7 protein-coding genes, 1 rRNA gene and 2 pseudogenes are annotated in these 12,715 nt (G+C 47.6%); 8 read left to right on the top strand and 2 right to left on the bottom strand.

Annotation, left to right across the window (positions count from 1 at the left end; genetic code table 11):
* The first annotated feature begins 324 nt into the window (after nucleotides 1–324).
* The 4 genes and pseudogenes from P378_RS18365 to P378_RS18375 all read left to right on the top strand — a co-directional run bounded on the left by P378_RS18365 (nucleotide 325) and on the right by P378_RS18375 (nucleotide 5,999).
* Complete coding sequence (locus P378_RS18365; protein WP_099084214.1) at nucleotides 325–1,416, top strand: efflux RND transporter periplasmic adaptor subunit; 1,092 nt, start codon at nucleotides 325–327, stop codon at nucleotides 1,414–1,416.
* A 14-nt stretch (nucleotides 1,417–1,430) separates the two neighbouring features.
* A pseudogene (locus tag P378_RS23810) lies at nucleotides 1,431–2,803 on the top strand (efflux RND transporter permease subunit).
* Nucleotides 2,748–4,437, top strand: a pseudogene (locus tag P378_RS23815) (efflux RND transporter permease subunit). Before P378_RS23810 ends, P378_RS23815 begins: the two co-directional pseudogenes overlap by 56 nt.
* 353 nt (nucleotides 4,438–4,790) lie before the next feature.
* Nucleotides 4,791–5,999 carry a D-alanyl-D-alanine carboxypeptidase family protein gene (locus P378_RS18375; protein WP_420796028.1) on the top strand — a complete coding sequence of 403 codons (1,209 nt, stop codon included), beginning with the start codon at nucleotides 4,791–4,793 and terminating at the stop codon, nucleotides 5,997–5,999.
* A gap of 39 nt (nucleotides 6,000–6,038) precedes the next feature.
* Here the strand turns inward: P378_RS18375 and P378_RS18380 are convergent, their stop codons facing one another.
* Nucleotides 6,039–6,473 carry a hypothetical protein gene (locus P378_RS18380; RefSeq protein ID WP_099084215.1) on the bottom strand — a complete coding sequence of 145 codons (435 nt, stop codon included), beginning with the start codon at nucleotides 6,471–6,473 and terminating at the stop codon, nucleotides 6,039–6,041.
* 664 nt (nucleotides 6,474–7,137) lie between these two features.
* Here P378_RS18380 and P378_RS18385 point away from each other — a divergent pair.
* A complete protein-coding gene (locus P378_RS18385; RefSeq protein WP_099084216.1) occupies nucleotides 7,138–7,866 on the top strand; it encodes a universal stress protein in 729 nt (242 codons plus the stop codon).
* A gap of 2 nt (nucleotides 7,867–7,868) precedes the next feature.
* The gene (locus P378_RS18390; protein ID WP_099084217.1) at nucleotides 7,869–9,497 is read left to right on the top strand and encodes a sodium/solute symporter; all 1,629 of its coding nucleotides are present in this window, start codon (nucleotides 7,869–7,871) and stop codon (nucleotides 9,495–9,497) included.
* Nucleotides 9,498–9,549: 52 nt separating this feature from the next.
* Here the strand turns inward: P378_RS18390 and P378_RS18395 are convergent, their stop codons facing one another.
* The gene (locus P378_RS18395) at nucleotides 9,550–9,975 is read right to left on the bottom strand and encodes a hypothetical protein (protein ID WP_143338560.1); all 426 of its coding nucleotides are present in this window, start codon (nucleotides 9,973–9,975) and stop codon (nucleotides 9,550–9,552) included.
* A 58-nt stretch (nucleotides 9,976–10,033) separates the two neighbouring features.
* Here P378_RS18395 and P378_RS18400 point away from each other — a divergent pair, with 58 nt between their 5' ends.
* Together P378_RS18400 and P378_RS18405 are read left to right on the top strand one after the other, a co-directional pair.
* On the top strand, nucleotides 10,034–11,581 hold the full coding sequence (locus P378_RS18400; RefSeq protein WP_238473429.1) for a methyl-accepting chemotaxis protein: 1,548 nt from the start codon (nucleotides 10,034–10,036) through the stop codon (nucleotides 11,579–11,581).
* 413 nt (nucleotides 11,582–11,994) lie between these two features.
* A 16S ribosomal RNA gene (locus P378_RS18405) occupies nucleotides 11,995–12,715 on the top strand; the annotation flags it as partial.

Genomic DNA, 12,715 nt, shown 5'->3' on the forward strand with positions numbered 1-12,715 from the left:
CCTGGATGATTTAACTTACGACCCGATAATAGCCTAGGAATTACATCATTTGTAAAAATGTGGATTAAAGGACTACCTCTTAAGTGGTTGTTCCTTTAGCATAAAGTAAAATGGGTTAATTGGTGTATACACCCAAATAATTACAAAATTATACAATTATATCTTCCAATTATTACCTTTTAATTTATGCGAAAGTTTTATGCAACGCTAGTGTAAATTTTTAAACCAACATGGCCTGACAATAAGCCAGGCCATGGAACAGGTTAAAAATATCATTCTGTACGGTATTTTAAAAAGAGAATAAGTGGTAAAGGGGAAGCGAGAATGAAGAGGAAATGGAAACTGTGGCTAATTCCGGTGGTAGCGGTATTAGCCTTCGGTGTTATTAAAGGAGACAGTCTGTGGGGTAAAAGTGAAACCAGGCAGGATTTACCCGTGCAGACTGTTGCCACCCGGGCGGTGGCCAAAGTAAAGGTCGAAAATGCCCTGGCCCTTACCGGCAGCATTGAAGCCTATCATCAAGCAGTAATCAGTGCCAAGGTTTCCGGCCGGGTCAGTAAAGTGACGGTGGAAAACGGGGATCAGGTGGCCGCCGGTCAACCGCTTGTTCTCCTGGAGACCCAGGATTTTGTCAATACACTGGCCATGCATCAGGCTGCCCTGAAAAAGGCGGAAACCGGCCTCACCACCGCCCGGGCGGATTTTCAAAGATATCAAGAACTACATAAGCAGGGGGCCATTTCTCAAAAGGAATTTGAAGGGGCGGAAGCTGCCCTGAAAATAGCGGAAGCGGATGCCAGTTCAGCTGCGGCTGCCGTAGCTTCAGCCCAGGAAGCCTTGCAAAATGCCACTATCAGTTCACCCATCAGCGGACTGGTGGCAAACCGTAATGTTACCACAGGCCAAATGGTCTCTCCCCAGGGGCAGACCCTGATGACCATTGAGGACATTTCAGTCGTTTACGTAGTTGTCAACATTGAACAGAAGGACCTGGCCAAAGTTAAGCCCGGTTTAAAAGCAGATGTAACGGTTGATGCCTATGGCGACAAAAAATTCAACGGGGTTGTGGAAGTCATCAACCCGGTGGCCAACAAGGGAGCCCGGGTTTTTGAGACCAAGATTAAAGTTGACAACCCGCAAAAACTTTTAAAACCCGGTATGTTTGCCAAAGTACAGGTAAAAACCGGGGAGGCGGTGGACACCTTAACCGTTCCCCAGGCCGCCCTGACCACCAAGCAGGGGATGTATTTTGTCTTTGTACCGGAAGGCAATAAAGTGAAGCGTGTTCAGGTAGAGATCGGACAAATCATTGATCAATCAGTTGAAATCAAGAAAGGTCTCACCGAGGGTCAACAGGTGGTCATTACCAATGTCAACAAATTAAAAGACCAGGATCTGGTAAAGATCGCCAACTAACAGGAGGGTAAAATATGTTTCTCACCAACCTCAGTTTAAAAAGGCCGGTTTTTGCTACGGTAACGATCCTGGCGCTGTTGGCCGTGGGTATCATTAGCTATATTGGCCTGAATATTAACGACTATCCCGAAGTTGAATTTCCCTATGTGGTAGTTACCGTCGTGCAGCCCGGGGCCTCACCGGAACAGGTAGAAACAAAAATTATTACCAAATTGGAGGAGGCCATCGGGCAGATTTCCGGGGTAAAGCATATTTATTCCACCGCCCGGGAAGGAGTTGCCACTGTCTTTGCCGAGTTTTCCCTGGAGACATCTCCTGAAGTGGCTGCCCAGGACGTGCGGGATAAGATCGGTACCATTCGGGGGGATTTACCCCGGGATATTGAGGAACCGGTCATTGCCAGGTTTGACCCTTCGGCTATGCCCATTGCCTCTCTGGCGGTAACCGGGAACATCTCCATGCGTGAGATGACCACGATGGTGGAGGATTTAATTAAAAGAAGGATTGAAACCGTCAATGGCGTGGGGTCCATCGATATTTACGGCGATGTAAAACGGGAGATCCACATCAAACTGGACAAAGACAAGTTGGCAGCCTACGGGCTGACCACTGGCGAGGTCATCAACAGTCTGAAGAGTGAGAACATGGAAGTTCCCGGCGGTAAGGTCGGCAGCGGCGACCGGGAGATGACTCTCCGAACGGTGGGCAACATCGACAGGGTCAATGAGTTTGCCAACCTGCCTGTGGCGCAGCGGGAAGGGGTCCAGTTATACGTCAAAGACATCGCCACCGTGGTTGACGGTGTGGAGGAACAGGACAGTATCTCCCGTTACCAGGCAAACCGGCTATTGGCATTGATATCATTAAACAATCCGGTGCCAACACCGTGGAAGTAGGAAACGAGGTTAAGAGAGTCATCGAAGAGGTTAAGAAGGAACTGCCGCCGGGCGTTCAACTGGAGCTGGTTCGAGACAACTCCGTTTATATTAGGGATGCGGTAAACGACGTACGGAATACCCTGATTGAGGGCAGTGTGCTGGCTGTTCTGACCGTTTTCCTTTTCCTCAGAGACTGGCGCAGTACTTTAATCAGTGCCTTGGCGATTCCCACATCCATTATTGCCACATTCTTTGCCATGAAGATGCTGGGTTTCACCTTAAACTTCATGTCCCTGATGGCCCTTTCCCTGGCGGTGGGCCTGCTGATTGACGACGCCATCGTGGTAATTGAGAATATTGTGCGTCACCTGCGGATGGGAAAATCCCCCTGGATGCAGCCCGGACGGTACAACCGAAATCGGCCTGGCGGTTACCGCCACCACCCTGACCGTTGTGGCTGTATTTCTGCCGGTGGGCATGATGACGGGTATTGTGGGTCAATTTTTTAAACAGTTTGGGATTACCGTAGTCTTCAGTGTACTGGTATCCCTGTTTGTGGCCTTTACCCTGGTACCCATGCTGGCATCCCGCTATCTGAAAGATGAGGAACATCTGCCCAGGGGTCCCTTTGGTAAATTTATCAAATGGTTTAACCGTGGATTTGACAAGATAACACAGAAATATGCCGATTTTCTCCAGGTGGTCTTGCGAAATCGCTTGAAAACCATCGGTGTTGCAATATTACTGTTCATTGGCAGTCTCATGTTGATCCCCTTGCTGGCTCCACCTTTGTACCGGGAGGAGACATCGGCGAACTGTACGTGGTGGCAGACCTGGATGCCGGTTTAAGTACGGCAGCTGCCGGCAAGACCACCGAGAAAATGGAAAAGGTTCTGCAAAGCTACCCGGAAGTAACCAAAGTTTATTCCACCGTGACTGCAGAACAGACCAATATTTTTGTTAAACTGGTCGACAAGCATGAACGGAACAAAACCATTGATGAACTGGCCATGGATATGAGGCATAAGCTGAATACCATTCCCGGGGTCAAGGTGACCATTAACCAGCAGGCCGGCATGAGCGACGGTGCAGCGGTTCAATTCAGGTTGCTGGGGGATGACCTGGACCAGCTTCAGGTCTATGCGGAACAGGCCCAAAAAATCATGGAAAGCATCCCCGGTGCAGTGGACGTCTCCAGCAGTTTCAAGCCCGGTAAACCGGAAGCACAAATTCAAATTAAACAGGATGTGGCTGCGACCTGGGTGTAAGCACCGCCACGGTGGCCGATACCCTGCGCACCTTGTTCAACGGGGTGGTGGTGAGCCAGTACGAGGACGGCGAAGACCGTTTTGATGTTCGGGTTCGCCTGGACGAAAGCCACCGTACAAACCTGGCCGACCTGAGTAACATTTACCTGTCCAGCACGCACGGGCCTGCGATGATTCCTTTAAGCCAGGTGACAGAAACGGTGTTTTCCACCTCTCCCAGTCAGATCAATCGTTTTGACAGAACCAAAGAAATCGTGTTATCCTGTAACACGGACGGCAGCATTTCTCTGGGTGAATTCAACAAGGCCTTTCAGGAACGGGTGGCAAAGGAGATGAAGCTACCCCCGGGCTACCGCTTCTTTGAGGGCGGCGACTCGGAGCGGATGGGCGAGACCTTTACCGCCATGGTGCTGGCCTTGATTACCGCCGTTCTGTTTATCTTCTTTATCCTGGCTGCCCAGTTTGAGAGTTACATCGATCCCTTCTCCATTATGCTGTCCCTGCCCATGGCCATTATCGGGGCCATTTTGGGACTGCTCATCGTTGGCAGTGACCTTAGTATCATGAGTATGATCGGTATTATCATGCTGATGGGGCTGGTAACTAAAAATGCCATCCTGCTGATTGACTTTACCAAGCAGGAGCGGGCCAAGGGTGTGGAGCGGAACGAAGCCCTACGCAAGGCTGCCTTAACCCGCCTGCGTCCCATTGTGATGACTTCAACGGCCATGATCCTGGGGATGATGCCCCTGGCCCTGGCCCTGGGTCCCGGCGCCGAAGGCCGGGCGCCCATGGCGCATGCCATCATCGGCGGTCTGATCACATCTACTGTTGACCCTGGTGGTGGTGCCGGTTATTTATACCCTCCTGGATGATTTTAGAGCCAAAAGTCATAAGCTGAAACAAAGGTTGGCTTTTGGTTCCAAACGTTCCTCTGCTGTAAATACCAATTCCAGCCAGGTCACGGGTCCTAATGGCTAGTGGAAAGGGGCTTTAACAATGAGCAGGGAATTCTTTTACGGTGCTTTGTTAGGGCTTTTAATCATGGCCACAGGTTGCTACATTTATTGGACCATAAATCAAAAATAATATAAGTAGGTTCAAAAAGTGGTAAATGGTAAATCTATCTTTTTTGACAAATCCATCCTAAGAGGATGGATTTTAACTTTTATTCAGTTTCATAACTTGTTTGAGGAAGGGCACCCTACAAAAGAGAAATTTTTGTGGGGTGAAACTTTTGCGGGGTAAAATGGTGAGTATGCTTTTATTTATCGGTTTTTTAATAACATCAGGGCCCCCGGTTGGTTTTGCGCAGGTTGTTTTTGATCAGAATGACGTGATTTTTATGGTTGACGAACTTTCACCGGTTGTTGAGGCAGGAAACTTTCAGCAAGGAACAGGACCGGCATTGTCTGCCGCCTCCGCCCTTGTGATGGACGCCAATACCGGACAGGTGCTTTTTGCCAGGAATGCCCACCAACCCAGGCCCATCGCCAGCACCACCAAAATCATGACCGCCCTGGTGGCCATTGAGTGCGGTAAACTCTACAGACTGGCTACCGTCAGTCCCCATGCCGCCGGAGTTGAAGGGAGCAGTGTCTATCTAACGGCTGGAGAAAAATTGACCCTGGAAGAACTCATTTATGGCGCATTGATGCACTCGGGAAATGATGCCTGCGTGGCCATTGCCGAACACGTGGCCGGCCGGGAAGAAGTCTTTGTCAATTTTATGAATTATAAAGCCCACAGGTTGGGGGCCAGGAACACCAATTTCTGCAACACCAACGGCCTCCCCCATGACAGGCACCTGTCATCCGCCTACGACCTGGCCCTGATCACCCGCTACGCCTTGAAGAACCCGGTGTTCAGCAGAATTGTCGCCACCAAAACCCATTCCATTGCCGGAGCCAAAGGGAAACGCATTTTAAGCAATACCAATAAAATGTTATGGAGCTACCAGGGCGCCGACGGGGTAAAGACAGGCACCACCCATGCGGCGGGCAAGTGCCTGGTGTCCTCCGCCACCCGGGACGGCCGCAGGCTGATTGCCGTAGTACTGCACAGTGACGATCGCTGGGGAGAGTCCATTCGGTTGTTGAATTACGGCATTGAGGAATATGCCAACCGGGTGGTGGCGGGAAAAGGAGAGGCTTTTGCTGCCGTAACCATAGAGAATGGCGTAAAAAGGAGCCTGCCCGTTACCGTTGACAGGGATGTGGTGGTGACCGTACCGGTCAATCAAGGGGATAAGATCGAGCAGAATGTGCTGCTGGAAAGAGAGGTGGCTGCACCGGTAGTGCCCGGCCAAGAGGTTGGCAAGCTTGAGGTTTTGGTGGAAGGCGAGAGGGTGGCCGCGGCAAAACTCATTACTATGGAAGGAACCGCCGAATTGCCCTACCACAGGCTGCTCTGGCGACAACTCTACAGCAAATTATAAAAGACATGGCCTGCTCGGTGCGGGCCATGTCTTTTACAGCTAAAAATATTTCCCTAAAAACTGGTGCTGTGCGCAGTTACCACAGGTGCAGGAGAGGGTTACGTTGACAATGTCATTGACATACTTAAAACCCGATTGTTCCATCTTGACCTTGACTTGTATATCCTGGCTGCCGCATTGATTACAGGTAAACTTTATCCCCTTGGGTAGCGTGGTAAAATCCTCCACATGGGCTTTGGCTGCCAATTTATAATCCAGTTCGAAATAATGATAAGATAAATTTCTGCATTCTTTGGAAGAACAATAAATCGACAGGCAGATACTATTAATTTCTTTATTATTCAAATATTCGACATCCGGCTGTATTTCCGCCCCGGTGCACCCGCAAAGGGTACATAACTGTTCAAAGTCCCCGGGCAGGCTGAACTCCTCAATTTTTTTCGATGTAAATTTCAAGTTTCTTGTATTATTCAAGAGATTAACCACCTTGTCGACAATCGTTATTATTATATATTTTATTTTACAAAAATTGCATTTTTCCTCTAGGTCAAATGTCTTATTTACAACTTATTTCGTCATAAATATGTGCGAAATAATATTTTCGGTGATAAAATCGTAATAAACCGTTTACAGGGAGACATTTCATCAGGCGGTCCGAGGTGGCGATATAAAGGTGCGGCAGATCAGAATTTGCCGAGGCATTGTTTCCCATCGTTGTTTTCGTTCACCCGGTGGTCATGACACCACCCATTTTATTTTAGTAATTATTCTTTCTTTACTGAGGATTCCCATTAGAAACATATTGTTGGCCGGGGTATTTTTACAGCAACTGCATAACTCATGACTGAAATTAAAAACCCAGAAGATTCGTCCAGCAGTATTTTTATGCAGTTTAAAAAGCAGTGTACTCAATTAAATGGTTAAGTTTAATTTAGTATAATTATAGCCGTCGGTTTTTACAGCCGGGGGCCTCTTTTTGTCCTTTGGCCGGTATATCAGTTTGGGAAAATATATTGATTCAGGTAATTTTTTTAGTAAGCGGTTGGACCGGTTAATATGGTTGTTGACCGGTGTTTTATTTACTGAACACTGACATTCTTTTATACTCGGTTTATCAAATAATAAAGGGGGGCAATTTATGAAAAGGTTGCTTGTGGCAATAGACGGCTGTGCACCTTCTCTTGGTGCGGCAAAAAAGGCCATAGAATTAGCTGAAAGGTATGGAGCTGAAGTAATCATCCTGCATGTGGAAGAAAAAACGCCAATGCTACCATCAGAAAAAACCATCGAATCGTCAATGATGAAAGAAAGAGTATCTGATCACCCGCTGGAGCTTATGGCCGAGTATGGTAAGCAGGTAAAGGTCAATTTGCAGTTGGTAAAAACCCAGGGGAAGATAACAGGAAAAATACTCAGTGTGGCCAACGAGTATATGGTAGATATGATCGTCATTGGTGATACTGCCCGTAAAGGTCTGGAAAAACTGCACTTTGGTAGTGTAGCCGAAAGTGTTTTGAAAAATTCCCCGCTGCCGGTTCTGGTGGTAAAACGGGGGGGTGTAGATATTTCTGATATAAAGAGTTTAGCAGAAGATTTAAATGCCAGGTTGCCGGGTGATGAGGTTGAATCACACATCTTTTACCCGTATCAGGAATCATTCCGAAATAATCGTGTTATCTCCTTTAGCTTTTTTGGTCTTTTTGCCCTGGTTTACTTTAGTACTGCTATTATTAATTCAACGACATATCAAAGTGTAGCTGCGGTACCGGTGGCAGGTATTCCGCTAGGCGTGCTGGCAGGTTTTTCGGTTTTTCCCATAGCGCTGGCATTATGTGGAGTGTATCTTAAAACGGGAGGTAAACAATAATAATGCAGAATCCAATTGCTTTGATAATAGTTGCTATCAGTTTATTTCTTACTTTATTTGTGGCCTGGTATAGCAGAAGGTGGACAAGAACCACCGATGAGTTTTTTGTGGCAGGTGGTAAAATTTCCTGGGTATCCAACGGTCTGGCCTTGATTGGGGATTATTTAAGTGCAGCAAGTTTTCTGGGGGTGGCCGGAGCAGTTGCTATTTTTGGCATCGACAGGTTTTGGGATGCCCTTGGTTTCTTTGCCGGTTATATGACTGTTTTGTTTATTATCGCCTCGGCTTTAAGAAATACCGGCAAGTTTACTGTTGCCGACGTGTTAATGGCCAGGTTTGATTGGAAATATATCCGGATAGCTTCGGCTGTAACAACCCTCGTGATCTGTACCTTCTATCTTGTTCCTCAGATCATTGGTGCCGGAGGTTTGTTTCACCTTCTTTTAGGATGGGACTACATGTTTACCATGGTGCTGGTTGGTTCTATGATGGCTATCTATGTTATACTCGGGGGAATGCGTGGTACAACATATAATCAAATTATCCAGGGGGTTGTGCTCTGGTCGGTAATGCTATTTATTTTTATATTAGTAACTGTAAAGTATTTTGATGGCAATCCCATGAAAATAATACATTCAGCCCATTCTACCATACCGCCGCAGATATCTCAAACGGTGGCTGCGGAATTGCTTACCGGAGACTCCGGCGGTAACAGCACAGAGGTAATAATGTCCGTTAATAACCTGCTGGTGGGCAAGGAGTCCGCTTTAACACCGGGTGTGTTCTCTAAGAGTTTACCAGATCAGATTAGCTTTGTACTGGCTCTATTGCTTGGGGTGGCCGGATTACCCCATATTTTAACTCGGCTGTATACTGTTCCTGACGCCACCGAAGCTAAAAAAAGTCTTGCACTTACCCTGGCGGGACTGTCCATCTTTTATATTGCCACTTGTTTTGTTGGTTTAGCAGCAATGATTGTGCTTTATCCTGACTTGCTGGCCTTACTTGTGCAGGGAAAAAGCGGGGTAGCCACCAATATGGTAGTGCCCCTGTTAAGTCAGATGATCGGCGGAGAGTTTTTAATGGGTCTGGCCGCAGCAGGCGCCATTGCGGCGATGCTCAGTACCGCAGCTGGATTAATGATTTCGGCCACCACTTGCCTGGCCCACGATATATATGCAAAGTTATTGCGCCCCGGCGCCAGCCAGGCTGAACAGTTAAGATTTGCTAAAGCCGGTGCAGCAGTATTGTCCATTATTGCTATAACCCTGGCGATAGTATTAAAGGATCAAGGAATTTCTTTCCTGGTTGCCATCTCCTTTGGTATTGGTGCCAGCACCTTTGCTCCGGCCCTGATATTAGCCATTTGGTGGAAAAAACTTACCAAAGAAGGTGTAGTTGCCGGCATGTGTACCGGGCTTGCGGTGTCCATCTTGTTTACTGTTGCCATGTTTATGAAGAGTAAAAATATTTTTGGCCTCCCCGTTTTAGTAAATCCGGCTGTCTATAGTGTTACCGCAGCTTTTGTGGTAACAGTTGTTGTTAGCAAATTAACTACTGACTATGGCAAAGTTGACAAATTTATGTCCCTGGCCCATAACCCGTCTGTTCAATCCGAAAGGTCTTCATAAGAACAAATTCGCCCTATCGGGCGACTAAAAAATTAAAACCGAGGATAGTGCTTCATCTATCCTCGGTTTCCCCTGTATAGGCCATATCTCCCTCACATTTTGGGCAGACGGTCTCTGGCATAACCCCTGGTTCTTCCTCATCCCATGCAAACTCATCTATTATCCGCGCAGGAATCCATTCACCCCACATCTCTGACAACAATAATTGTGATGGGATCTGTCCTCTGGACCATCTTAATTCTCCAGCTTCGATTAATCTTTTGGTTAAGATGAACTGCTCGCTTGGATAAAAAAATACCCAATAAAAGGTCTGTTTTCGTGGGTGTTTCTCTGATAAAATATTATCAGGTAGGTGTTGACCCGGTGAAACCATCCCTACGAAGTCCAACGAAAATAGAAAAGTGTTCAGAAGGATTACGTGAATACATCCAAGGACTCCAAAACGAACGGGTTTGCCTTGAACAAGAAAACACTCCATGAAAAGCCGGCCAAGAACCTTCCCGTGAAAAAAGTACAGGATAAAAGGAGGGGGCTCCATGAAAATATCGCATAAAATATGGGCCGGGTTTATATCTTTATTGATTTTGATGTCTGTTATGGTGGTCTATAATTACTATCAATTAAAACAGGTACGCGAAAATATAGATGATTTGACAGAATATAGGCTGCTCAACCTGAATGCTGCCCACTCATTTGCTTTGAATGTGGCCCGTCAAGGGGCAGCAGTTCGTGGTTATCTGGCCACGGGAGATGAAAAGTTTATCGGTGACTATAATGAAGCCAAAAAAACAGCGGATGAGCAGCTTGCTTTTTTGGATAAGCATGCAAAAAATCGGGAAGTATTTGACCCGTTGAAACAAGCGGCGAGAGAATACGAACCGTTTCCCCCGACGATAATCCAACTCTATAAGGAACAAGGGCAACAGACCGCTGCCTCTTATATGTCAAATGTGGCGGCTCCTGCCAATGCCAAAGTTCTTACTCAAACAAACAAATATCTTGAATACCATAAAAAGTCCCTTGACACAGCTATGCAGAGTCTGGCTGACGCGGGGGAAAGGAAAGAGAAGCTTTCTCTGATATTGCTGGCAATTGGTATCCTTACCGGGTCATTGCTTGCCTATTTGATAACCAAACCAATCACCAGGGCCCTCAGCCAGGTTGGTAAAGTATCCTCGCAATATGCCGACGGAGATTTCAGGGAGACTGTTGATATAAAGTCATCCGATGAATTGGGCCGGCTGGCAACGGCGCTGAACAAGATGCGGGAGAGCTTCCAAGATGTGCTGGAAAAACTAACAAAAGCTGCCGGTCAGCTAAATGATTCATCCAGACAGCTGGCTGCCCAGGCACAGCAGACCTCTGCCGGTGCCACTGAAACAGCAGCCACCGTCACCGAAGTTGCTGCCAGTGTCCAAGAAGTTGCCGACAACGCAAAACATGTAGCCGATCTGTCAGGACAAGCCGCCAGGGAAGCAGAACTTGGGGCGCAAGGAGCAGAACAGGTAACCGGGCAAATGGAGTTAATAAAGGCAACCAGCGACGAGGCCTCCAAAGTTGTTGACTCGCTTTCAAATACTCTCATGAAGGTTAATCAAATTGTTGATCTGATAACCGCCATCGCCGAACAGACAAACTTGCTTGCCCTCAACGCAGCCATTGAAGCGGCAAGGGCCGGAGAACAGGGGCGCGGTTTTGCGGTGGTTGCCGAGGAAGTCAGAAAACTGGCTGAACAATCCGGTAATGCTGCAAAGGAAATCAACCACCTCATCGGCCAGGTCCAGGTCGAGTCAAAGAGGGCTGTCCTGGCTATGCAGAACGGCAACAAGCAAGCAAACGACGGAGCTGTTGTTGTCCGGGAGGTTGGCAATAAATTCAGCGGTATACTTGGTTCGGTTGAGGAGCTGGCCAGGCAGGTGCAAAGCGTGGCCATGGCCGCTGAACAAATCTCTGAAGGTGTGCAAAATGTAGCCGCAACCGCCGAGGAACAAACCGCGGCCATTGAAGAAGTTACGGCGGCCACTGAACAACTTTCAAAGATGGCCGATGACTTAAACGGGTTGGTTCATAAGTTTAAATTTTAAAAATGAGAGAAAAAATAACAATATCACAGAACAGTTATAAGGTGACATTATCACAGAACAACAACACTTTTTGAAAAAAGGTCTTGCATAATTCTTTAACAAGTGTTAACATAATAAATGTCGCCGATGAGGCGGTGTAAAAATCACCAAAAACTTTCACTTGAAATGTAAGTGAGGGTTATGGTAAACTAAAATTCCGGTCGTGAGGCCGGGCTAAAAAATGGTCTTTGAAAACTAAACAGCAGATGATGGATGCAAAACGGTCAAGTCAAAAATCAGCGCAAGCTGAAACTGTGACGACCACACTTGAATCCTCGTCAAGCGTTAAATAACGCTAGCGAGTAATTCCTGAACAAGTAATAAAGAGCTAAATCAACTCTTCACCCTAACGGGTACGCGAAAATATTATATAATTTATGGAGAGTTTGATCCTGGCTCAGGACGAACGCTGGCGGCGTGCTTAACACATGCAAGTCGAACGGTTCAGTCGTCGGTCTTCAGACGTCGGACGTCGGGATAGTAAGGAATTCGCMTTAGCGAAKTCSAGAYTKARATCCCTGACGAMKGCMGCYTGACGAYCKACGAMCKAATAGTGGCGCACGGGTGAGTAACGCGTGGATAACCTGCCTGGTAGACCGGGATAACAGCTGGAAACGGCTGCTAATACCGGATACGCTTAAGGGAACGCATGTTCTTTTAAGGAAAGCAATCGTGCTATCAGATGGATCCGCGTCCCATTAGCTAGTTGGTGGTGTAAGGGACCACCAAGGCGACGATGGGTAGCCGGCCTGAGAGGGCGACCGGCCACACTGGGACTGAGACACGGCCCAGACTCCTACGGGAGGCAGCAGTGGGGAATCTTCCGCAATGGGCGAAAGCCTGACGGAGCAACGCCGCGTGAGGGAAGAAGGCCTTCGGGTTGTAAACCTCTGTCATCAAGGAAGAACAGATGACGGTACTTGGAGAGGAAGCCCCGGCTAACTACGTGCCAGCAGCCGCGGTAAAACGTAGGGGGCGAGCGTTGTCCGGAATTACTGGGCGTAAAGGGCGCGTAGGTGTCCATTAAGTTAGAGGTGAAAGATCGGGCTCAACCCCGAGATTGCCTCTGATACTGGTGGACTTGAGTGCAGGAGA

This window comes from Desulforamulus profundi, assembly GCF_002607855.1.